Raw genomic sequence first — 24,628 nt, 5'->3', positions numbered from 1 at the left:
AACATTATGAGCGCGCTACTGATCTATAAAGCCTTACATGTATTTTTTATGATTGCCTGGTTTGCTGGCATATTTTACTTACCCCGCCTCTTTGTTTATCACGCTATGAGCGAAGAAAAGTCCTGTAACTCCATGCTCAAAGTGATGGAGCGACGGTTACTGTATTTTGTGACGCCATTTGCAGTACTAACGGCGGTGTTTGGCGTGCTGACAATTGTTGAATATGGCCGCGACTGGTTTAAATACAGCATGTGGATGCACTACAAATTAGTATTAGTGATCGTGCTATACATTTACCATGGCTATTGTTTTAAATTACTGGCGGATTTTAAACACGACCGTAATACTCGCAGCCACCGCTTTTATCGTATTTTTAACGAACTACCGGTATTAGTGCTATTAGTCATCGTATTTTTAGCTATAACTAAACCCAGCTTGTAAAATTTGCTATATAACCAAACCACTTCAAGATGCAGAAACTCGCTTCTTGAGGTGGTTTGGGTATAATATTGCGCGATTGCGTGCCCATCGAAGATGGTTAATCGCGCCCCTTTTGAATGTGATAGGAACAGCCCCCATGTTAAGTTTCCAAGGTGAAAATATTCTTTCTGTCAATCAGCTCGATCGCGACTGTATTGAACGTATTTTTGCAGTAGCCAAAAAAATGGAGCCGTATGCTAAAAAGCAAAAACGCACCAATGTATTAGAAGGCGCAATCTTAGCAAACTTATTCTTTGAGCCAAGTACCCGTACCCGCGTAAGCTTTGGTACAGCCTTTAATTTATTAGGTGGTTTGGTTCGTGAAACAACGGGGATGCAAAGCTCTGCATTAGCCAAAGGCGAGTCTTTATACGATACCGCGCGCGTTATTTCAGCTTACGCCGATGCGGTCGCTATGCGCCATCCTGATGCAGGCTCAGTGGCTGAATTTGCTACTGGCTGCTCAGTGCCGGTGATCAATGGTGGCGATGGCCCTAACGAGCACCCAACTCAAGCATTACTTGATTTATTGACAATTGAGCGTGAACTACATCGCTTCGATCAAAAAATAGATGGTATGCATATCGCCCTTGTTGGTGATTTAAAATACGGTCGTACCGTGCATTCATTATCAAAATTATTATGTCATTATAAAGATATAAAATTTTCGATGGTGGCACCTGATGGCTTACAAATGCCTAGCTATATTCTTGATGCCGTCGATAATGCGGGCCATAAAATTGAAATCGTCGATAAAATGGAAGGTAACTTAGCCGCCGATATCGTCTATCAAACCCGTATCCAAGAAGAACGCTTCCCATCGCAAGAAGAAGCCAATAAATACCGTGGTGGTTTTAGAATTAGCCAATCAATTTATAACACCCACTGCAAACCAAACTCCGTGTTAATGCACCCATTACCACGCGATAGTCGTATAGAAGCCAATGAGCTTGATAACGATTTAAACCTTAATGACAATTTAGCTATTTTCCGCCAAGTACAAAATGGCGTGTTAATTCGCATGGCGCTGTTTGCATTGACACTCGATGTTGCCGATAAAGTAGAGCAATACGAAGTTGCTGTGCCTTGGTTTAGCCGTAAACGCGATAGTTAATTTTAACGTGACAACTAATAGGATTTTTTATGACAATTAGCCAAGATTTATTTGCCCGCGCACAACAATCGATTCCTGGTGGCGTTAACTCTCCAGTACGTGCATTTAATGGCGTTGGCGGCACACCGCTATTTATTACCAAAGCCCAAGGCCCATTTACATTTGATGCTGACGGCAACCGTTATATTGATTATGTTGGCTCATGGGGCCCGATGATCATGGGTCATAATCACCCAGCTATCAAACAAGCAGTGCTTGATGCGGTAGAAAATGGCCTAAGTTACGGTGCGCCAACAGAAGCTGAAATTCTAATGGCTGAAAAAGTAAAAGAGCTAGTACCATCAATCGAAAAAGTTCGTATGGTAAGTTCTGGCACAGAAGCGACCATGAGTGCAATTCGCCTTGCTCGCGGCTTTACTGGCCGCGATAAAATTTTAAAGTTTGAAGGCTGTTACCACGGACATGCTGATTCATTATTAGTGAAAGCGGGTTCTGGCGCATTGACTATGGGCGTACCAAACTCGCCAGGTATCCCTGAAGATTTTGCCAAGCATACATTAACTGTTTCGTTTAATAACCTTGATGAAGTAAAAGCTATTTTTGCCAAATACGCTGACGAAATCGCCTGTATTATCGTAGAGCCAGTTGCTGGTAACATGAACTGTATTCCACCAGTACCAGGCTTTTTAGAAGGCCTGCGTGCAGTATGTGATGAATATAAATCAGTGCTTATTTTTGATGAAGTAATGACCGGCTTTCGCGTAGCCCTAGGTGGTGCACAAGCCTATTACAACATCATTCCAGACTTAACCTGTTTAGGTAAAGTGATTGGCGGCGGCATGCCAGTAGGCGCGTTCGGCGGTAAAACTGAGATCATGGATTACATCGCTCCTGTTGGCCCAGTTTACCAAGCAGGCACTTTATCAGGTAACCCAATTGCTATGGCTGCGGGTCTAAAATCGCTAGAGTTACTGTGCGTTGAAGGACTACATGCTGATCTTGAAGCAAAAAGTAAAGCAATCTGTGAAGGTTTTGAAGCCGCAGCAAAAGCTGCAGGCATCGCCCTAACAACTAACTATGCCGGTGGTATGTATGGCTTCTTCTTTACTGAACAAGAGAAAGTAACCACTTACCAACAAGCAACTCAGTGCGATTTAGAACGCTTTAAAAAGTTCTTTCACTTGATGCTTGAAGAAGGCGTGTATTTAGCACCATCAGCATTTGAAGCTGGTTTTGTTTGCTCTGAACACTCTGAGCAAGAAATTGCCGATACAATTGCAGCAGCAAAAAGAGCTTTTGCTAAGCTTTAAACTATTAAACATAAAAAAGCCCGCAAGGGCTTTTTTATGTCTAAAATAAATACCTGCTCCAGTAATTACTTTACTGACAGCTAGGCCTTGGCTCAAATTCACTGGCTCTAAGTGGCAGTTGAATTACTTTACCGCAGCCCGGTGGCGCTTGCTTACCCGTTAATTCATTAATAAAAGCCCAGCGAATTGAAGGCGGACGAGTATCTGCTATTGCCTCAGGGTTGAGCGGCTTAAGATAACGAATATACGTTTCTAATGCACCAACACTACCCGTTAAGCCTGTACTTTTATTATCATCACGACCAAGCCAAGCAACGGTTACTGTATTTTGATCAAACCCTGCATACCAACTATCACGTAGATCATTACTGGTGCCCGTTTTACCAGCCAGCTGAATTGATGGGAAATGGGCATTTAAACGTTTAGCAGTGCCATCTTTTGTGACTCGCTTCATCGCGTATTTAGTCATATAAACAGCGGCTTTATCAAAACGCGGTTCAGAACTAACTTGGTGCTGATAAAGCACACGCCCAACAGAGTCGGTTAATGCCGAAATAGATGTTAATTGACGGTATTCGCCATCAGCCGCCAACGTGGTATAAAGCTGTGCGACTTCAAAGCTCGACATTTCAACGGCACCAAGCAGTAATGATGGATAATGTGATATTTGCTCTTTAGCGCCGAGTTTATTGAGTGTGTTCGCTACTTTATCAACCCCGACATCAAGTCCCAAGTTGACCGCAGGAATATTGATACTTTGACTAAACGCTTTATATAGTGGCAGCATACCGCGATATTGATGATCAAAATTCTCTGGTTGCCATACTTTGCCTTGCTCATTAGTCACTTGTACTGGCGAGTCATCTAACAAAGTAGCTAAGTTATAGTGCGGTAAACCCAAAGCTGTTAAATACACAGCCGGTTTAACTAACGAGCCTATGTTGCGCTTAGTATCAAGTACGCGGTTAAAACCTAAAAAGCGCGGATCGCGTCCCGCAACTAAAGCAGATATACCGCCTTTCTCTACATTCACTGAGATCATCGCCGCTTCAAGCTGCTCTGTCGTGGCGCGTTTTTCAAGGTAAGGTAGGCTTTTTTCAATTGCCTCTTCCATTGCCGCTTGTTTTTGGAGATCAAAATAAGTGAATACACGCACGCCCGCATCGAGTACTTCTTGGTCCGGTAGTAATTTTTTCAGCTCACGATCCACCAGCTCTAAATAACCAGGATACGATTTAGGCAAGCTGTCTTTCATAGGTGCAATATCAATTGGCCGCTTTAATGCAGCACGGTATTCGCGGGTATCAATTAATTTATTATCAACCATCAAACGTAGCACTAAATCACGACGTTCCATAGTGCGTTCAGGATAACGGCGTGGATTATAATATGAAGGGCCTTTCACCATCGCAACGAGTAGTGCAATTTGATCGAATTCAAGCTCATCAACAGGCTTAGAGAAGTAAAACTCAGAAGCTAAGCCCATGCCATGCACACCTTGGTTATACGATTGACCAAGGTATACTTCGTTTAGATAAGCTTCTAAAATTTGATCTTTTGAATAGCGATAATCTAAAATTAACGCGATCAACGCTTCGTTAAATTTACGGACCAGCGTACGATCACGGGTTAAATAAATATTTTTTGCCAGCTGCTGGGTTAACGTACTACCGCCTTGAACTGTACGCCCTGCTTTAATATTGCTGTATAAAGCCCGCATAATCGAAAACACGGATACACCGTGGTGCTGATAAAAGTTCTGATCTTCAACCACTAATAATGTATCTGTAAGCATCGGCGGGAATTTATCCAACGGCACAAACTCTCGATCTTGTTTTGAATCATTGCCTATGCGCGCAATTTGTACTGGCTCTAATCGAGCATTGTTTAAACGCCTGCCAAACTTATCTTTAATACTCGCGAGTTTTTGTCCTGCAAAGCGTAACTCAATAACCTGTGCTTGCTCTAAGCCATCATAAAATTCAAATTCACGACGGAAGATTTTAATACTATCGCCCGCTTTTACATACTGACCAGTTCGACTTAACTGATTGACCGATGAATAGTTTAGCCTATCAAGCTCCCACACCACTTCTTGGCTAGATAAGAATTGTCCTGGGTAAAAACCCATTGCTCGTGCATAAACTTGTGCTGGTAATTGCCATTTATTACCTTCAAATTGACGCGTAATTTTGGCATCTAGATAAATTAAATATAAGCCCATCGCAACAATACCAGCTAAGCTTAGTTTCCAAAAAATAGACCAGACTTTGCGACCAATTCCACGTTTTTTTATATTCGTTGCAGACGTATTTTTAGTCGAAGTTTTTTTCACCGACTTAGACGCTGTGCTTGGTGCTTTCTTTGCTGGGCGTTTTGATGGAGTTTTAGTGGAGCGGGAGTCTTTTTTATCAGCCATTGACGTTGCTATTTATTTCCAGAGTTAAATTTACAGGTGCGAGCTTAGCATATAGCCTAACACCTGCAAAATTAACCTTGACTGAAACTACTTGCCCCGAACTTTGGGCATTAAATCTTTTAACCTCAGTTGCGGTGGCTTAATTTTAGCGTGTACACAACCACAATGAGTGGATCATTGCCGGTATAAAAAATATAAAGCACAAGACAATATTAATAATCAAATCTTTACCCACACCCGCTTTCAAAAACACAGCAACAGGTGGTAAGAATATAGACAAAATAATCAGTAATAGTTTGTTATCCATGCTTAACCTTATTTGTAGTTGGACTAATTTTAAGCATAGTTACTTATTGTGATTTTTGCTGTTTTAATAAACTTTAATTAAAAAAATTTAGCCTCTGCGTAAGTACAAAAAAAGCCCTAATCTAAATTAGGGCTTTGTATTGAACACACAATGATTTTAAAACTTTTTACTTTTAATTAGTTACTACGTACCGAAACAAACTCAGGGTAAGCATCAATGCCACAATCGTGTTGATCCATACCGTTTAGTTCTTCTTCCTCTGTTACCTGGATACCCATGGTTTTCTTAAGTATTGTCCACACAATAAGTGAAGCAATAAATACAAAACCTAAGATACATACTAAGCCAATTAACTGGTTCAATAGGGTTGCATCAGTATTTGATACTGGCACTAAGAGAATACCCAAGATACCGCACACACCGTGCACTGAAATAGCACCTACAGGGTCATCAATTTTAACTTTGTCTAGTGCTACAATGCTAAACACCACTAATGAACCACCTAAAATACCCAGTAAGCAAGCAAGTAAAGGTGACGGTGATAATGGATCAGCAGTGATAACAACCAAGCCAGCAAGCGCACCATTAAGTACCATAGTTAAATCTGCTTTACCCCACAACACTTTACAAACAAACAGTGAAGCAATGGCACCGGTTGCCGCAGCAGCGTTAGTATTTAACAATATTTTACCTACTGCAGTCGCGTTTTCAGCATCAGAGATAAGTAATTGTGAACCACCATTAAAGCCGAACCAACCCATCCATAAAATAAATGTACCTAATGTAGCCAATGGTAAGTTAGAGCCTGGAATTGGATAAATTTCACCATTTTTACCATATTTTCCTTTGCGAGCGCCGAGCATTAATACACCGGCAAGTGCGCAGCAGCGCCTGTGCCGTGAACAATGGCAGAGCCTGCAAAATCAACAAAACCCATTTCAGATAAGAAACCGCCGCCCCATGTCCAGTAACCTTCAACTGGGTAGATAAAACCAGTTAACACTACCGCAAAGGCTAGAAAAGCCCACAACTTCATGCGTTCAGCAACCGCACCCGATACAATCGACATAGCGGTTGCAACAAATACGACTTGAAAGAAAAAGTCAGATTCTAAAGAATGATTTGCATCAGCGGCTTGGGTGCCAATAAGCCCACCTAGAGATGGAATTAAGCCACCTTCAGCGTTGTCTACATACATAATGTTGTAGCCAACTAGTAAGAACATGGTACATGCGATGGCATAGAGCGCCACGTTCTTAGTTAAAATTTCAGTGGTATTTTTTGAACGCACTAAGCCCGCTTCGAGCATGGCAAAACCTGCTGCCATCCACATTACTAAAATACCCGACATTAAAAAATAAAATGTATCTAACGAAAACTTGAGTTCTACGATCGTGTTTTCCATAAAGCCCCCTTAAATTGCTTCTTCATCTAATTCACCCGTACGGATACGGACAATTTGATCTAAGTCGTAAACGAAAATTTTGCCGTCGCCAATTTTGCCTGTTGATGCAATTTTGGTAATGGTCTCAACGACCCGTTGACAATTTTCGGTACGAGTAGCAATTTCCAGTTTAATTTTAGGAATAAAATCAACCTGGTATTCAGCTCCGCGATACAACTCTGTATGACCTCGTTGACGACCAAAACCTTTGACGTCAACAACTGTCATCCCCTCAATGCCTAAATCAGCTAGCGCTTCTCGCACATCATCTAATTTAAATGGCTTTATTATTGCACTAATCATTTTCATAGTGGCCCCTTCGGACGCTTATTGTTATCCTGTTTGCTAAGACAATCCAACCTTTGTGCCACTATTTTTAACGTTTTAAAAACAACAAATTACATAATAAAAACAAATTAACCGCATAAAAAATGCACCATACAGGTGCATTTTTTTAACATATTAGCTGAACTGGTGCAGCAGCCTAGCTTTGTCTGACGACACAGTCTCTACTTTGTTCTTTAGCTTGATACAAAGCCTTATCAGCTAGGCGCATGGCACTTGTTAACGTAACATTTTGAAATTTTGTTAAACCTATACTTACCGTAATTGCAAATACATCACCATTGATCACAAAATCATACTCAGACAACCGCACTCTAAACGCTTCAAGTAAAGAGTACGCTTGTTCCAAATCTAAATTAGTTAATACAACCGCAAACTCTTCACCACCGACACGGGCAACGGTAAAATCTTTAAACGAACTGCGTAATAAAGACGCTACTTGCTTTAAAGCCTGATCCCCAGCTTCATGGCCAAATTTATCATTGATCGCTTTGAAAAAATCAATATCGAGTAATGCTAAACTATTGTTAGACGATGTTTCTTTTAGCAGTTTTTCGGCAAATTGATAAAAATAACGGCGATTATAAAGATTAGTTAAATCATCGCGAAAGGCACTTTCTTTAATATCTGCTATCAGTGACAGCTGCTCCATAGTCTGTAATACACGACAATGGAACTCTTCATTCATAAAGGGTTTGGTTAAAAAATCATTCGCGCCAAATTTAATAAACCGTGCAGATAAACCATGCTTACCCGCACCTGACAAACCAATAATAGCTAAATCATCACGACCACGAAAATTTCGCACCGCCTTAACAAGCTCAAAGCCATCCATTGTCGGCATCGCATAATCAGTTAGTAACAATTTAATCTCGGGATCATTTTTCAGTATTTTTAGAGCTTGCTCACCATCATGCGCATCTTGCACATCAAACAGCTGCTTTTCGAGCATTTGCTTCATTAATGAACGACTTAAAACTGAATCATCGGCGATTAAGGCTTTGCAACCTTGATTACGTAATAGCTGCGCCACTAATTTAACCGCATAATGATATGAATCACGATTATCTTTAATTACATAATCAACGACCCCAAGCTCTAATATTTGCTGGCGCTTATATTCATCGATGGTAGATGTTAGTACCACTGTAGGGATAGCTTGCGCCAAGGTATATTTAACAACTTCGCCATTCATCGCATCAGGCAGGGTTAAATCGACCAAAGCAAGTGTGTACTGATGCTTCGCAATGAATTCTTTGGTCTCGGCAAGTGACCAGGCAAAATCGACAGCAACATCAAGATAATGAGCTGATAAGTGTCGCAACACCTGCTGGACCACTTTACTATCTTCAACAACTAAAACTCTTTGCATATATCTTCTCTACACTTCAGGTGGACATTGCGAGGGTAAACTTTTTACGAATAAAAAAACTAAAAGTCATAACAGGCGGTAATATACTTTATTATTAGCTTGAGCAAAATATATTGCTGAAAATATACGCATAAAAGCATAGCCTTTGCATTACTGATAATATTTATGTCTAGTGCTCACCGATTAATATCGTCGTCTAGTCTCATTCCCTTTGTTATTTGCTTAAAAATTATCTTTAATAGGTTAACTATTGTTTAAAGGATCCACCATGAAGCTTATTAGTATCATTAGTGTCTCTGTGGCCATACTTACTTTGAGTGTAAGCACAGTCAGTTATGCAGAAAATCAACGTCGTATCGATGTCGATAGTAAAGTTGTCACTGAACATAAAGCGCGCATCAATGGCGAGCGTTTTTCATATACCGCAACCACAGGCACACAACCGGTATGGGATGACAAAGGCGATGCCGTTGCTACATTGCAATACACTTATTATGAACGCGACAAAGTTGACGATCGCACTAAACGCCCATTATTAATTTCATTTAATGGCGGACCTGGTTCTGCATCAGTATGGATGCACTTAGCCTATACTGGACCACGGGTATTAAAAATTGATGACGAAGGCTACCCTATTCAACCGTATGGCGTCAAAGATAACCCATACTCAGTGCTTGATGTTGCTGATATCGTTTACGTTAACCCAGTAAACACTGGCTACTCGCGTATTCTTGAAAACGATAAAGGTGAATTACCAAGTAAAGAGGCGCAAAAAAGCATGTTTTTTGGTGTCAATGCCGACATTAAATACCTAGCAGAATGGTTAAACACCTTTGTAAATCGCACAGAGCGCTGGCGCTCACCTAAATTTTTAATTGGTGAGAGCTACGGCACAACCCGCGTATCAGGCCTTGCCCATGAATTACAAAACAGTCAATGGATGTATATCAATGGTGTTGTGCTGGTTTCACCAACAGACATTGGTATTAAACGCGACGGTCCGATAAAAGCAGCTAACCGTCTACCTTACTTTGCTGCAACGGCGTGGTATCACAAAGCTTTAAGCCCAGCATTGCAAGCTAAAGATTTAGATGAATTACTACCAGAAGTTGAAGACTTTACCGTTAACAAGCTAATTCCTGCACTTGCTAAAGGTGGCTTTATTAATGATGAAGAAAAACGCGCTATCATTAAACAAATGGCACTGTATGCCGGTGTATCTGAAAAGTTTGTTGCGCAAAACAACCTTGATATTCCTACCAACTTCTTTTGGAAAGAACTACTACGTGAGCGCGGTCAAACGTTAGGCCGTCTAGATTCGCGTTATTTAGGCATGGACAAGCGTGACGCTGGCGAATCTCCAGACTACTGGGCTGAGCTAACATCATGGTTGCATTCATTTACACCAGCCATCAATCACTACTTACGTGAAGAGCTTAACTATAAAACTGACGTAAAATATAACCTGTTTGGTAATGTACACCCGTGGGATCGCAGCAATAATAACACTGGTGAAAATCTGCGTTTAGCAATGGCGCAAAACCCATACCTCAATGTGATGATCCAATCAGGATACTATGATGGTGCCACTAACTACTTTGATGCTAAATACACTTTATGGCAACTAGATCCAAGTAGTAAAATGCGTGATCGCCTAAGCTTTAAAGGCTACCGCAGTGGCCACATGATGTATTTACGCCATGCAGATTTAGAAACATCAAATAACGATTTACGTGATTTTATTTTACAGTCACTACCAAAAGAAGGTGAAGCTGCGAAGTATTAAACAGCGCTTAAAACCACTGGATTAAAAAAGCCCGTTTTTACGGGCTTTTGTTTATCGATAATTCGGATATACTCAAACTATTGATTTTACGTTTTTGGAAAACACAGATGACTGAAAACTTCCGTGTTATGTATGCAGGTCTAGCTCAAGATATTGAGCAATCGAATGCAATTAAACAACTGGCTGTAAAGCTCAAAGCCCCTGAAAGTAAAGTAGCTGCATTTTTTGAAAACAAACCCCTATTTGCGCCTTGTGAAAAAGAAAAAGCACTCAAGCAAGCAAAGCTACTTGCCAGCGTAGGCATCAAAAGTAAACTGCAACCAATAACCAACAACACACCAGCGGTAAGTAGCAGCGATACAACCAACCAGCGAGATGAGCGTATTTTTAACGCCCTTGATTACATCACCAGTAGTTTAATTCGCATCGAAGAAAAACTCGACGACCTAGAGCAACGCTTACCAGCCACAACCCAACAACCAGATCCTGATGAAGGCGACGAGTGGCAAACTGACGACCTATTGCTAGATGAAGAGCTGACAACGCCGATCAAAAAACGCAGTAACATGCTGCTGTATTCACTTATAGCTATGGTTGTTGTCTTGCTTGTAGTACTAGGATTGTCGTTTGCATTCCCTGATTTATTCAGTTTTATGGATAATTAACAGATAAAGCAAAAATAAATATGAGCGAAAAAAGAGCACTGATCCGCCAACAAATCCGTAAAGCACGTAACTCACTGTCAAAATTCGAGCAAAAAATTGCCGCAGAATCGCTTAAAGTGAATTTTACTCAACACTTAAAACAGCAAAAAACTATTGAAAATGCCCATATTGGCATTTATTTTAGCAATGACGCAGAACTAGATACCTCATTGTTAATAAAAGATCTTTGGACTAAAAACCACGCCCTTTACCTACCTGTAATCCACCCATTTAACGGCACTACTTTATACTTCCAGCGCTATGAAGAAAATTCACCCATGAGGGCAAATCGCTATGGTATCTTGGAGCCTAAGTTAAATTGTAGTCAGATATGCCCACTAGCGGAGCTTGATTATCTGCTAATGCCATTAGTTGCATTTGATGATAACGGTAACCGGTTAGGGATGGGGGTGGCTTTTATGATAAAACTTTGGCGCGCTACGAAAAAGAAAACTGGCAAAAACCACAACTGATTGGCCTTGCACATCAATGCCAACATGTTCCAAGTTTACCGGTTGAATCGTGGGATGTACCATTAAATTACATAATCACACCACAGAAAATCTACCATTGGTAAGCAATTTATTTATATACTAATGGCAATCCCTCTCACCTATTGAGCACATAATCATGACACAAGATGAATTAAAAAAAGCAGCTGCTTGGGCTGCACTCGAATTTGTAAAAAAAGACACCATTGTGGGTGTTGGCACAGGCTCAACTGTAAACCATTTTATTGATGCATTAGGCTCAGTAAAAGACACCATACGCGGTGTGGTATCAAGTTCTGACGCTTCAACCGAAAAACTAAAAGCACTCGGTCTTGAAGTATTTGAACTCAATGATGTTGATGCCCTTGACGTGTACGTTGATGGCGCAGATGAAATAAATGCGCTGAACGAAATGATCAAAGGCGGTGGCGCAGCACTAACCCGCGAAAAAATAGTCGCAGCTGTAGCAAAACAATTTGTATGTATTGTTGATGAAACAAAAATAGTGGACACCTTGGGTGAATTTCCACTGCCGGTAGAAGTTATTCCAATGGCACGCAGTTATGTTGCTCGTGAATTGCTTAAACTAGGCGGCGATCCAGTTTATCGCCATGGCGTGGTAACAGATAATGGTAACGTTATTTTAGACGTACATAACTTGTCGATCAGCCAAGCAAAAGATTTAGAGCTGACAATTAATCAAATTGTTGGCGTAGTAACCAACGGCTTATTTGCCCACCGTGGCGCAGATAAAGTGATTATCGGTACCAAAAATGGGCCGCAAATTAGATAAATAGGATGAGGATATGAGTAAGGTATCGTTAGCAAAAGACAAAATTAAAATTCTTTTGCTTGAAGGTGTACATCAAAGCGCTGTAGAAACGCTAAAACGTAACGGCTACAGCAATATTGATTATGTAAAAACCTCATTGCCTGAGGACGAACTAATTGAGCGCATTAAAGATGTGCATTTTGTAGGCCTTCGTTCTCGTACTCATATTTCTGAAGCTGTACTTGAAGCGGCAGAAAAACTGGTTGCCGTTGGTTGTTTTTGTATCGGCACTAACCAGGTTGATTTAAGTGCCGCACGCAAGCGCGGTATTGCAGTATTCAACGCACCGTTTTCTAATACCCGCTCTGTTGCTGAGTTAGTACTTGGTGAAATTTTACTATTGTTCCGTGGTATTCCAGAGCGTAATGCCATTGCCCACCGTGGCGGCTGGTTAAAAACCGCCAATGGCTCATTTGAAGCCCGTGGTAAAACTCTAGGTATTATTGGTTATGGCCACATTGGTACGCAGCTAGGTATCATGGCTGAAAATATCGGTATGAACGTTGAATTTTACGATATTGAAGACAAGCTAACCCTAGGTAATGCCACACAAGTACATAACCTAACGCAGCTACTGCAACGCGCTGATGTTATTAGCTTACACGTACCTGAAACACCGCAGACTAAAAACCTGATTGGTAGCGCGGAAATTTCAGTGATGAAGCAAGGTTCAATTTTGATCAACGCCTCACGCGGCACTGTAGTTGATATTGACGCCCTAGCAGAAGCACTTCGTGATAAAAAAATCAGCGGCGCTGCCATCGACGTATTCCCAGTTGAGCCAAAATCAAACGATGAAGAATTTGTATCGCCACTACGCGAATTCGACAACGTAATTTTAACACCACACATTGGTGGTTCAACTCAAGAAGCGCAAGAAAACATTGGTATTGAAGTAGCGGGTAAACTAGCAAAATACTCAGATAACGGCTCAACTATTACTGCTGTTAATTTCCCTGAAGTATCACTGCCAGAGCTTGCTAACCGTAGCCGTTTATTACACGTACACCACAACCGCCCAGGTGTGTTAACCCAAATTAACCAAGCGTTTGCCCAGCACGGTATCAACATCGCCGCGCAATACTTGCAAACAGACGAAGCGATTGGTTACGTAGTAATAGACGTAGATACCGACCACTCTGAAATTGCACTAAAAGAACTAAGTGCAGTAGAAGGCACGATCAGAGCACGTATTCTTCACTAACAGCTGTCAGCTGGTCAAAAAATAAAAGCCGTGCTTGTTAAATCAAGCACGGCTTTTATTTGGATGAAGAATAATACTTTTTTCAACCTTAGCCGATGAAATATTGCCAGTTTTATTGTCTGTATTAAACAAGTTTCACTTAAGTTACATCTTACTGTATTTGCTATAACGGCTCGCTTTTAAGAATATTTTCACAACTCGGTCAAAGATTTCTCTATTACTAAATTCCTCAATAGAGGCGTTAGCGAGGGTTTTCCTCTACCAAAGCCTTATTGAGAAACGACGCAAGTACGCTGCGCATTTCGTCTACCCAAGGGTGAAATAGCCAAAAGGTGTGCGGTGTATCGGGTATGGTATACACTTGTTGATGGACGTTGTTTTTAATTAGCTGCGCTACAAAAGCATCTCTGCCAACATGAAAACGGTCATGGGAAGAGTTAATAAATAATGTTGCTGGAGTATGTTTACTTAAATATTCTACCGGCGAAACCGCATGCCAACGCTTTGGCTCTTGTGCATAACGCCCACCTAACCAAAGCGCTGCATAAGAAATCTTTCCAGGTTTATCTTCAAACATCCTCGCCGCTGTTGAGGTTAAATCAGCCACGCCGTCAATGTTCACGATTGCTTGCACTGCTTCGTAAGGCGATTTTGTATCGTGATTGGTACTCATGGCCCCGAATAACGTGGCCATATGAGCACCAGAAGACGCCCCTAACACCGCGATTTTTTTGGTATCTATCATATATAATTTATGATGTTGTTTTAGCCACTTAATCGCATCGTTGATATCTGCCATTGCAGCTGGATAGAGCGCCATTTTAGAGGTTCTATATTCGACACTTACCGCCACAAAACCTTGGCCAGCTAACCAGCGTGCCGTTGGCGTTTGATGAGACTTGTTACCAGTCCTCCATCCGCCGCCATGGATCATTACGACCAACGGTTTAGCCTGCTCTGCTTTATTAGGATAAAATAAGTCAAGGTGCAGCGTTAAGCCATCCACCGTTTTGTAAGCTAAGTTGTAATGTTCGCTGATGGACTGTGCTGTTTGCTCGATATTTTCCGGTTTGTTTATCGGACTAATAAAAGGAAACTGTTTCTTGTTTTTTCGATACTCACTTTCAATGGTGTACTCAGCCATTTCACCACTGAGTGAACTGACAACCTCACGCGTCGATACCTGCTGTATTGCTTGTTGAATACGGGGAGATTGATACCATTCACCCAAGATATTTTCCCAAGTAAAAGGTGCTGCTTTACTCTCATTTAGCTGTCTTCTATTCGTTGTTATAAATGCCCCAGGACCGGAAGAATTGTACTCAAAAAAACGAGCATCTTCTGCACGAAACACCTTTTTCCCACCGGCTCTAGCTGTTCCTTCCATTGGATGCCAAGCTTGTTGTTGAATATGCGCTCCCATCCAAGTATCTATAAATACTGTTTGTCCTATTGCATTAGGATCTGCATACCTTCCATCAGGGAATGTAGTTGTAGGATGCCAAGGTCTTCCTAACCCCATACTATTGTCTTGCACCCCTTCCTCTGCGCTAAGAGCACAATCAATAAAAACCAGACCAAATGCTTGCTCAATATTAGTACTTGGTGCAGTAATAAAACCTATCGGTAACTGTTTGTTAGGTCTAGCCCGAGTCACTATGTTCGACTTATAAAAAACGGCGGCTCCGCCCCCAAAAATAAAGTCAACATGACCACTTATGGTATTATTGATAAATAAAGATCTCCCTGCTTTCGTGTAAAGAGTATCTTGATATCCACTGATTTTTACATGATTAAACAATGCTTTATCACTACCATAGTCGGTCAATACAGCCACTGCTTGTAGACCTGATACGCGTTTTGGATCCTCGTTACTCAGCGCATCGTAATACGCAAAGTCAAAGGTGTTCTCAATATGCAAGTTTTCAACACTAAAATTGGGTGATTTAATAGTTAACGTGGCTGAGTTTGATGTTCCTAGGTTGCCACCATTTACTGTTGCTTTTCCTGAATAGTCATCAAAATATAATCGAGTAGTATCAGCCCCTGCACCTGATAACGTAATAAAAGGTTTGTTAATAACGAGTTTTTCATAATAGTCACCAGAGGCTATTTTAATAATATAGGGCTGAGATAAATTATTAGGTGCTTGCTCAATAGCTTGTGCAATGGTGGCAAAAGCGTGTTCATTGTTTTTATCAACAATTGCATCAACTCGTGGTGATACGAGTTCATTCGCAGATAAGCTTTGACATATAAGTCCAAAGAAAAATAATAAGCCCTGAATAGTACCGCTTATTGTTTTTAACCGACCATGTAACTGCATGTGAAGTTTTCCTTACATAGTAAAAATAGCATGTTTAAAGTAGGCCTGTGGCGAGTAAGTAAGATCATTTTTTACTAACTATATTTGGCTGCCAGCCACGCATCACGTTTTTAATGGTGTAGTCTTGCGCTTCGACTTGACTCAGTTGATGCGCCCAAGCCACTCGCTTAATACTATTAGTCCCCTGCCCTGAGTTATTAAACTCAGCATAAAAAACGGTTTCCTGTTTACTAACATCCCCCCAATTTTGCCAACCTTCAGGAGCAATATGCAGACCTAAGTCAGAGTTAATGAACACAGTTTTAGCGTGGTGTCTCCAAGGACGGCCAAGATAAACTTTATCAACAGCAGCACTGGCAGTTAGCTTCACACGATTAAACACAAATCCAAACGCCTGATTTTTAGGGGTAGAAGCAGCTGTAATATAAGAGTTACTGAGTGACTTAACTTCACAGTCTTCGAACATTGCTGTGCCTTCACCAAAAATAAAGTCTGTGGTGCCTTCGATATAACAATCTTTGAAATACGAGCGAAACCCTTCGCCAGCTAGGTACAAGGAATCTTGATGGCCTTTGATAGCTACGTTATTTATGCTTACTCGATCAGCCTCGATATGCAAAGCAACAGCCTGCCCAACCGCGCCTGCACTATTAATAATAGTCAAATTTTGGGCGCTAAAGTCATTCCCTCGCACCATTAATGTATATGTGTGAAAGGTACTATTTCGACCTAAATTTATCTTATTAAAATGGTCGCCATAGGTAATAATTGTATTTTCTTTACTTTCACCTATTAGTTTTATTCGTGTATTCCATGAGTAAACTTCTACCTTTTCTGCATAAACGCCATTTTTAACGAAAATACTTATGTCATGCCAAGGGTAAGTTTTACTTGCATTGATTGCTGCCTGAATGGAAGTAAAATCGCCCGAACCATCTTTGGAGACTACCATCTTTGTGGCGTACTCTTGAGCCACTACCGATCGCGCCCCAAATAATACAAGCAGCAATGTAATTAAAAGAGCTAAAGGACTTGTTCTTTTGTTTTGTGTAATCACTGTCGTAACCACCCTTTTATTATTGATATCACAATCTCTCTCATCTTATGGGGACAATGACAGAACACCTGTAGCCATAACTTCTACATAGCAGTCACAGTTTGCAACATAGCTGATTATCTGTGAACGAAGTTAGCATGTAACGCAATTCCAACTAATTGGACTGGTATTTATCCAAAAAATCTTCTTCAATACTTATTTCTAACAAATTATGCTACCGGTGGCAAATTTATTTAAATATCATTCCCTAAAAAAATCATCGTGTTATTTTTTACAAAAATAAAGCTCGCAGATCTAACGATACAAATCATACATTATATTAACAAACAACTTGACACCAAACTGCCACCGGTGGCAACCTAATAAAAATAAATTTTATTAGTGGTAACTTATGTAAACAAAGTAACAGCATCTCTACTTTTAATTTAACGCGCTACCTTATCAAATAGTGCGCAATTTAATCTTTCTTTGTTCCAAGGAAGCAATAATGAAACTAACACACACATTTATAAAAAGCTTAATTGCTACTAACGTGCTTGCCGCCCTTACCGTAAGTTCATTCTTTAGTAACGCTCAAGAATCTCAACCAGCAGCATCTGAGGATGTTGAGGTCATTGAAGTAAAAGGCTTTCGTGGTTCTTTAATTAAAGCCTTAGAAGCCAAACGAGATGCAGCTAATACTCGTGAGTCAATTATGGCTGAAGATATTGGTAAGTTTCCAGACTTGAATGTGGCAGAAGCCATTCAGCGAGTTCCTGGAGTGGCAATATCGCGCGAAGGTGGTGAAGGTCGTAATATTGTTCTACGAGGTTTTAGCCCGGGTTTTACCCGAACTACGCTTAACGGTATGGAAGTACCCGCAGGAAGTGATGGTCTCGATTCTGGCGGCGTAACTGTTAACAATAGTCGAGCCTTTGACTTCCATGTATTTGCATCAGAGCTTTTCAACCGTATAGATATTCAAAAAACGCAAACAGCATCGATTGAAGAAGGTGGTATTGCTGGTACAGTCGATATGTACTCTGCACGCCCTTTTGATAACCCTGGCTTCAATTCGACCCTGTCACTTAAAGGTGGCTATAATGATTTAACCAGTGAAGTTGACCCTAGGTTTGCTTTCTTAGCCAGTAATACATTTGCTGATAATACCTTTGGTGCACTTTTTTCGGTTGCAGTATCAGATAGAAGTGTGCGTCAAGAAGGCTTTGGCAGCGTGCGCTGGGAGCCAACAAATCGAATTGGTAATGGCACATGGGGTGACACTTCTGGGCTATCGACCATCAACGGAACGCCTAGTAATTACTGTGGTGCTGAAGAAGCTATATCCTGTTTATGGGTACCTCGGTTACCGCGGGCTGATTTTTTCGGGAATGAGCAAAAACGTATTGGGGTTACCGGTTCTTTGCAATATAAGCCTAATGACGACATGTTATTCACATTGGATATATTGCATTCTGAGTTAGAAAATGATCGCAGAAACTACAACTCTATGGAGTGGCTAGTTAATCGTGGTGCTCCGGGTGATTTCCAAGGTCAAAGCCCCGTTTCGTTTACGGTCGATGAGTCGGGTAAAGTCCTTATTGCTGGCAGTTTTGAAAATGTCACCTCATGGTACGAAAGCCGATACCAGGTGTCCGATTCGATATTTGACCAGTATGTGTTATCTGGCGATATTCAACTTAATGATCGCTGGTCGCTTGACCTTATGGCTGGTATGGCTAAAAACGACGCTGACAGAGAAGAAATTCGTTATTACTACCGATCGGTTCCCCACTTCTACTCCTATGATTACAGCAGTGGAAATGCAGCGACAGTAGATTATGGCGATTACGATACGACCGATCCTAATAACTACCTTGATGCAGTCAATGCCTCTAATCGTAGTGACGATGTTAAAAAATCAAATACCACAGTGAAACTGGATCTCGCTTATGCCGGAGATAGCTTTGATATAAAAACCGGACTTGCCTTTAATGACAGAGAAGTAGAATATCGAACGGCAGATGGTGACTTTACTCCCTTTGACCCTTCAAAATATACAACCCCATTTCCGTATTCGGATTTTGGTAAAGGCTTAGATGGCGCTACTTTGGCTCCTTTTCTTGTTGCTGACTTTGATAAGCTAGAGGCCGACGGTATTCTTACTCATAATTATACCAATAATGCAGCTCAAGGCTGGGTGGTAGGTGAGAAAACACAAGCCCTTTACCTTGAATTAAACAGTGATCATGAAATTGGTGACATGTATCTTCGTACTAACTTTGGCGTGCGCTATGTCAATACTGAGGTCACTTCTGAAGCCATTATAAACAATAGTCCTTTGTCGGTTACGCGCGATTACAATAACTTCTTACCATCGATGAATTTAGCACTTGAAGTCACCGATGATATAGTGACTCGTTTTGCTTATGCTCGCAGCATGACTCGCCCAAGTCTAGGTAGTTTAAATATTGCTTCACCGCAGTTTGGGTATACGACTTTTACTGTAGGTAACTTAGGTAATCCTGGACTGAACCCTTATGAATCAAATGATGTTGACCTGAGTGTTGAATGGTATTTCGCTGAAGAAGCTGTTGTTGCTTTTAATGTTTTTAATAAAGACATAGTGACCTCTCTTGATACTGAAGAAGTAGAAAAACTGGTAGACGAAGAGTTTTGGCCATCTATTTACGCTGATCCTCAGTATATAGCCACAGCCCCCCTAGGTGACCCCGCATCGCAAACCTATACACACCGCATACCAGTCAATAATAACGACGGCTATAGCGTGACTGGTTATGAGCTGATGTATCAACAACCCTTTATCTTTTTAGACGGTTGGCTGTCTAACTTTGGTGTGGTTGCTAACTTTACACATGTAAGCGCACAAGACTCTACAGGCTTGTCACCCAATTCTTATAATGCAACATTGTATTATGATGAAGAAAACTATGGCGCTCGTATATCATTAAACAAACGCGATGATTACCTACTTCAAGAGCCAGCCGGAAACGGCCATGCTCAAGAGCGTAAGTTTGGTCCGACTCATGTAGACGTATCTGCATTTTATAATGTGAATGAAAACATTTCGCTTTCACTGGAAATTATTAATTTAACAGACGAAGTTGAACGTATATATGGTACCGGAGACGGAGATCTCAACTTAACGAGAGAATACAGCCATACCGGTACACAATACTTTATCGGCGCAAGTTATACATTTTAGTAAACTGCAACGAATCAGTGTCTATTTGAGCTGATAAAAAAGCCCGCAGATACATAAAATATGCGGGCTTTTTTGTATCTAGCTTTTATGTAATGTTTGTAAAAACCCATAAAGATATGCAAAAAGTAGACTGCGATGAGCTCGCAATAATCGATTACTGCGTAACGCGCCTATATGTGTTTGCCGTAAGCTACTTGCTTAACAGCCACATCGACATACGAAGTAAACGAATTTGCTTATTGAATTAGAGTTGATTTAGAATTGACCGTCACTGAATAAAAACGCTCAAAGAAAATACTAGTGCCTATTGACCGAGTTAAGGCTCATATGTGTTAAGTGCTGATTACATTCAATACTTTTTAAAATATTGCAAAACCTCAACTTTAGTCAGTGCAGTTGGATCACATGTATACTCAAACTCTTCCATTTGCTCTGCACTATGCTTATTTGGTGATGACAACACAGATCCTTTGGGGGCATAGGCTTTGAGCAATACACCACCTGACTCAATAGAATTTAACCCACTAGCAAACATTTCAGCGACACTACGTTTTGGAGTCCAACAAAAACCAATTTTATTCTGTTCATGTAAAAATCTACATTCACCGCGATATAAAACCAAATCATCACCATCGTATTTTGGTAATGAAAGCTTAAGGATCTTAAGCAAAAGCATATCATCTGATAGCTTACGTCTTATATGGCCACCATTTTCAGTCCAAAGAAGATGTATTTTATCTCTTTTAAAATCAAGTGAATCAGACATTTTCAATATAAAACTAAAAGCCTGAGTCCAAATCTCCCCATCGATATCACATGTATATATACCGCGAATAAACTTGCGCGCGATTTCTTCGGATAACTCCATGACTCATTTGCCTTATAAGTATTTAATTAACACTTTTTAATTTACCTAAATAAACTTTATGTACTTTTGCAACTTCAATAACCTGATAATTTGTTAAGCCACACAAACAACCAACACGAGTATGCCCCTCAACTAAATGTAAATCTATTTCTGGCTTCCCTAGTACTTCACCTTTAATAAATATAGGAGGTGTAATCCATGTTCCGTGTTGCTTCCAGTGCTCTAAAACATTTTCTCTGCAATCTATTGCTGAATCACCAATTTCGTCATAGTGAGAAGCGTCTTCTGAAACTTCTAGAATAAAATCAGGGTGGGTAGCAGAGCGACCTAAATTAAGCATTTTACTTGTAGGTATTTCTACAAGTTGCCACTCGATCGAGTTTAAGTCGATTGCACCATACAGCTCTTGAAATTGAAACTTATCACTATGGTCAATATAAAATTGTTCAATTACTGATTTAGGAGCATCGATTCCATATTCATTTTGCAGTCGTTTAATAGAACTTTCCGCTTCAAACCTTAGAAAATTGATATTTTGTAAGTCGCTAAATTTCAACGCATCTCCCATAGGCACTTAACGAGGCTGTAGAATAACTCGTTTTTAATTTATTTTTATTGATGCATTAACCATAGCCGAGTTCCTATTTTGATTCAATCGACAACTGACTTTTACGTAAAATATAAAAAGAGGATTTGCTGTTGCTTTAATGGGCGTTTTGGAAGGTATGACAGGTGTTTAAGTGGCTTATTTGGAGAGGTAGCAGCTTACCTTTATTAATGCGTCCTGTTTTGCAGCTTTTCTATATTATGAACTAAGCAATACAGTTGCCATTGGGCATTCACTTTCGTTTGACCGCGTAAGGTCAATTTATTCATGCCTTTGTTAACTGTAATATTCCGCTGTTTATTTAAAGGAAAGCAGGCTCTATACAGCCAAGTCGTTTGCCATTTCGTCAATAAAAAGCTGCCGTCGCCCCATTAGGCTGTCTATTTTGACTTTGATTATTATAGCTAACGGTGGGTTTAGATCTCTGGATCCGCCGTAGGGTAAGAATGTGCTACTGGCAGCAATGGCGCTATTTATAAGGAATAGCACGCACTAAAGTACGCAGTTTAATGAAACTGCGTGTAAGCGAACGGCTCGCCATTGCATGTGGTATCACCAGTACCAAAAGTAGGCGCTTGGAAGCGAAGGCCCTTGTCGAAGCTCAAAAACAAAAGGGATTAACATTGCATTAAGCAATGATTACTTAGCTTCACAAGGGTTAGTGTCATTGAGAGATATTTGGATCAATATTCATTACGGGAGATGAACCGCCCATTGCACTTCCTGCTAATAAAAAGCGCATGATGGGTGGTGTGGGGGCTGGAGGTTAGAGACCTCCGGCTACCCGATTATGTTTCGTGACATTTAAATGGTCTTTATTTTAAAGATGAATAGCGAATTACCTTTACCTGTCGCAACCAATAGATGTTGATTATCTTCGGTAAGAGTAAGGGATGAAATCCTCTTTAATTCATTATCATGAACACTTAATAGCTTATTATTATAGCTAAGTCGTCCATCAACTCCCGCACTAAATAAATATAGACCGACACCCGAATCCCTGGCTGCATAAACTTTTGAGCCGTCAGACGATATCGCTAAGCTACTTGCTCCCTCTAGACCGGAACCGCCAACATCTAAATGATCTATTGCCTGCAAAAATGTATATTGTCCAGTATCTAGTTTATGAAAAACAACAAGAGAATCACTTCCTGCGCAAGCGACATACAAAAACTCTCCATTTGGTGAAACAACAATTTTTTGTGGATTAATAAATTTCTCCACACCCGCAACGCCATTTTTTAATACTTGTTTTACCAATAAGTCACCTTTGTCATCTCTATCAAAAATAGTTAATTGATGACCATCAAAACCTAGAACATATAATTCATTATTTAATGGAGATAAAGCTACAGCAATAGGTTTCCCCAAGTTATTGTCAAGCGGTCTGGCGTCTTTTATTACTCGATTAAAAGTAACCTTTTTATCCGCCATTATATCTAAAATGGAGATGGCATTGCTCATATAACTTGCAACAAAGAGTTGCTTTTCGTTGCTAGTCTTGACGATATCCCAAGCACCTAGAAGACCAAGGTTATCCAATTCACCCACTGGCACATCACTATCAAATACTCTGTCATAACTTAGACCGTCACTGATAAATTGGCTAAAACGGTAACTACTATTATTTTGAGAAAATCTGCTTAAGGCACCATCATAGAAGCCAGTAACAACTACTTGATTACCACGATCAAAATAGGTAACACCAGAAGCACCTTCTAAACCATTTATATTGGTAGAGGAATTTTCAAACACTTGACTGAAAGTCAATTTAAAATCCTTGTCCAAATTGAAAACAGCGAAAGCATTATCGTCTCCACTGGACACAAAAACCTTAGAATTATCTGAAAGAACTTTAACGCTTCTGGGGTTACCCAAACCATCAACATCGTTAACATCATCTTTTAGTATTTGGATGAGCTGAAGACTCTCTATCCCACTAGCAGTAACATTAGCAACATTGAAGTTAACTAGCATTATGAAGATGAGTAATGAAATCAGCTTTTTATTGTTACACATTAACTCTACACTCTCTCAGAAACATAACGCTTTAAACAGCGGAAAGTCCGAGCGTACAGGCCGTTGTTTGGCCTGCGAGGGATTTTCCGATGATTTAACTTGTTATACAACGATTTCACCACTTTGTGATGCAGAAGATTGTCTAATTAATATTAACCCAGCGATGAAAAGTAACGAAGTTTCCATAGAGAAATATATAGTAGTTGTAATGGTATAAAGTACACCTTCGTCAGGTAGCAAACCATAAATTGATGAGCCAATATAGAGAGTTGAACAAATTACACAAACTACCTTTAACCATATCCGCTTTTCAATTTTAGCCAGATAAAACAAGGCGGCTACGTAAATAATAGAAACAAATGGGACATACGGCTGAAATGCATGAAGAATGTCTCGGCTCTTTTCTGGTTCTTCCAAAACTAAAGCAGCCCAAAATGGATTGATAAACCCAATAAGATTGATAAGAAAAGGATTTAGCAGCAAGCCAACTAAAAACAGTTTTAACGAAATATTCAGCAAATGCAGTTTCCTAAGTTGTATAACGAGGCTGTAGAATAACTCGTTTTTAATTTATTTTTATTGATGCATTAACCATAGCCGAGTTCCTATTTTGATTCAATCGGTTACTTCGATTTTACGTAAAATATAAAAAGAGGATTTGCTGTTGCTTTAATGGGCGTTTTGGAAGGTATGACAGGTGTTTAAGTGGCTTATTTGGAGAGGTAGCAGCTTACCTTT

At 40.3% G+C, this 24,628-nt stretch carries 18 protein-coding genes and 4 pseudogenes; 10 read left to right on the top strand and 12 right to left on the bottom strand.

Features of this window, described 5'->3' with window-relative positions:
* Positions 1-6: 6 nt before the first annotated feature.
* From P4S61_RS12785 to hemL, 3 genes are all read left to right on the top strand, one after another.
* Entirely contained in the window at positions 7-441 is a 435-nt protein-coding gene (locus P4S61_RS12785) for a CopD family protein (RefSeq protein WP_145241290.1), read from the top strand.
* Between the two features lie 136 nt (positions 442-577).
* Positions 578-1,594 carry an aspartate carbamoyltransferase gene (locus P4S61_RS12780; protein WP_145241288.1) on the top strand — a complete coding sequence of 339 codons (1,017 nt, stop codon included), beginning with the start codon at positions 578-580 and terminating at the stop codon, positions 1,592-1,594.
* Between the two features lie 29 nt (positions 1,595-1,623).
* Complete coding sequence (gene hemL / locus P4S61_RS12775) at positions 1,624-2,904, top strand: glutamate-1-semialdehyde 2,1-aminomutase (protein WP_149982051.1); 1,281 nt, start codon at positions 1,624-1,626, stop codon at positions 2,902-2,904.
* 70 nt (positions 2,905-2,974) lie between these two features.
* Here the strand turns inward: hemL and mrcB are convergent, their stop codons facing one another.
* The 5 genes and pseudogenes from mrcB to P4S61_RS12750 all read right to left on the bottom strand — a co-directional run bounded on the left by mrcB (position 2,975) and on the right by P4S61_RS12750 (position 8,791).
* A complete protein-coding gene (mrcB, locus tag P4S61_RS12770; RefSeq protein ID WP_337118367.1) occupies positions 2,975-5,323 on the bottom strand; it encodes a penicillin-binding protein 1B in 2,349 nt (782 codons plus the stop codon).
* Positions 5,324-5,468: 145 nt separating this feature from the next.
* On the bottom strand, positions 5,469-5,630 hold the full coding sequence (locus P4S61_RS12765; protein WP_145241282.1) for a YqaE/Pmp3 family membrane protein: 162 nt from the start codon (positions 5,628-5,630) through the stop codon (positions 5,469-5,471).
* A gap of 176 nt (positions 5,631-5,806) precedes the next feature.
* Positions 5,807-7,035 (bottom strand): annotated as a pseudogene (locus P4S61_RS12760) (ammonium transporter).
* 9 nt (positions 7,036-7,044) lie between these two features.
* A complete protein-coding gene (locus P4S61_RS12755; RefSeq protein ID WP_016708666.1) occupies positions 7,045-7,383 on the bottom strand; it encodes a P-II family nitrogen regulator in 339 nt (112 codons plus the stop codon).
* A 175-nt stretch (positions 7,384-7,558) separates the two neighbouring features.
* Positions 7,559-8,791, bottom strand: a complete 1,233-nt coding sequence (locus P4S61_RS12750) for a GGDEF domain-containing response regulator (protein ID WP_182731495.1) — start codon at positions 8,789-8,791, stop codon at positions 7,559-7,561.
* A 268-nt stretch (positions 8,792-9,059) separates the two neighbouring features.
* Here P4S61_RS12750 and P4S61_RS12745 point away from each other — a divergent pair, with 268 nt between their 5' ends.
* The 5 genes and pseudogenes from P4S61_RS12745 to serA all read left to right on the top strand — a co-directional run bounded on the left by P4S61_RS12745 (position 9,060) and on the right by serA (position 13,808).
* Positions 9,060-10,577, top strand: coding sequence for a S10 family peptidase (locus tag P4S61_RS12745; RefSeq protein WP_145241276.1), 1,518 nt, complete (start codon positions 9,060-9,062; stop codon positions 10,575-10,577).
* 107 nt (positions 10,578-10,684) lie between these two features.
* Positions 10,685-11,242, top strand: coding sequence for a hypothetical protein (locus tag P4S61_RS12740; protein ID WP_145241274.1), 558 nt, complete (start codon positions 10,685-10,687; stop codon positions 11,240-11,242).
* 20 nt (positions 11,243-11,262) lie between these two features.
* A pseudogene (locus P4S61_RS12735) lies at positions 11,263-11,858 on the top strand (5-formyltetrahydrofolate cyclo-ligase).
* 53 nt (positions 11,859-11,911) lie between these two features.
* On the top strand, positions 11,912-12,565 hold the full coding sequence (gene rpiA / locus P4S61_RS12730) for a ribose-5-phosphate isomerase RpiA (protein ID WP_145241270.1): 654 nt from the start codon (positions 11,912-11,914) through the stop codon (positions 12,563-12,565).
* 13 nt (positions 12,566-12,578) lie between these two features.
* Positions 12,579-13,808: a phosphoglycerate dehydrogenase gene (gene serA / locus P4S61_RS12725; RefSeq protein WP_145241268.1), complete on the top strand. Its 1,230-nt coding sequence runs from the start codon at positions 12,579-12,581 to the stop codon at positions 13,806-13,808.
* Between the two features lie 241 nt (positions 13,809-14,049).
* Here serA and P4S61_RS12720 read toward each other — a convergent pair whose 3' ends face one another.
* Positions 14,050-16,134 (bottom strand): pectinesterase family protein, encoded by a 2,085-nt coding sequence (locus P4S61_RS12720; protein WP_337118366.1) that lies wholly within the window; start codon positions 16,132-16,134, stop codon positions 14,050-14,052.
* 64 nt (positions 16,135-16,198) lie between these two features.
* Positions 16,199-17,191: a pectinesterase family protein gene (locus tag P4S61_RS12715; protein ID WP_337118365.1), complete on the bottom strand. Its 993-nt coding sequence runs from the start codon at positions 17,189-17,191 to the stop codon at positions 16,199-16,201.
* Between the two features lie 487 nt (positions 17,192-17,678).
* Here P4S61_RS12715 and P4S61_RS12710 point away from each other — a divergent pair, with 487 nt between their 5' ends.
* On the top strand, positions 17,679-20,396 hold the full coding sequence (locus P4S61_RS12710; RefSeq protein WP_145241265.1) for a TonB-dependent receptor: 2,718 nt from the start codon (positions 17,679-17,681) through the stop codon (positions 20,394-20,396).
* Positions 20,397-20,745: 349 nt separating this feature from the next.
* Here P4S61_RS12710 and P4S61_RS12705 read toward each other — a convergent pair whose 3' ends face one another.
* The 3 genes and pseudogenes from P4S61_RS12705 to P4S61_RS22970 all read right to left on the bottom strand — a co-directional run.
* The gene (locus P4S61_RS12705) at positions 20,746-21,264 is read right to left on the bottom strand and encodes a hypothetical protein (protein ID WP_145241263.1); all 519 of its coding nucleotides are present in this window, start codon (positions 21,262-21,264) and stop codon (positions 20,746-20,748) included.
* 22 nt (positions 21,265-21,286) lie between these two features.
* Positions 21,287-21,820: a hypothetical protein gene (locus P4S61_RS12700; RefSeq protein WP_182734691.1), complete on the bottom strand. Its 534-nt coding sequence runs from the start codon at positions 21,818-21,820 to the stop codon at positions 21,287-21,289.
* A 218-nt stretch (positions 21,821-22,038) separates the two neighbouring features.
* Positions 22,039-22,267 (bottom strand): annotated as a pseudogene (locus P4S61_RS22970) (transposase); the annotation flags it as partial.
* A 14-nt stretch (positions 22,268-22,281) separates the two neighbouring features.
* On the opposite strand from P4S61_RS22970, the pseudogene P4S61_RS12690 reads away from it, so the two are divergent.
* Positions 22,282-22,577: pseudogene (locus P4S61_RS12690) on the top strand (hypothetical protein); the annotation flags it as partial.
* 98 nt (positions 22,578-22,675) lie between these two features.
* Here P4S61_RS12690 and P4S61_RS12685 read toward each other — a convergent pair.
* Both P4S61_RS12685 and P4S61_RS12680 read right to left on the bottom strand, forming a co-directional pair.
* Positions 22,676-23,890, bottom strand: a complete 1,215-nt coding sequence (locus P4S61_RS12685) for a beta-propeller fold lactonase family protein (protein WP_337118364.1) — start codon at positions 23,888-23,890, stop codon at positions 22,676-22,678.
* Between the two features lie 102 nt (positions 23,891-23,992).
* Entirely contained in the window at positions 23,993-24,409 is a 417-nt protein-coding gene (locus P4S61_RS12680; RefSeq protein WP_182731500.1) for a hypothetical protein, read from the bottom strand.
* Positions 24,410-24,628: the final 219 nt, after the last annotated feature.

Origin of the sequence: Pseudoalteromonas sp. B160, from assembly GCF_037162485.1 — a bacterium.
Taxonomy (GTDB): domain Bacteria; phylum Pseudomonadota; class Gammaproteobacteria; order Enterobacterales; family Alteromonadaceae; genus Pseudoalteromonas; species Pseudoalteromonas rhizosphaerae.
Note: the sequence above shows the minus strand (reverse complement) of the source record. Positions and strands in the feature narration are given on the sequence as shown.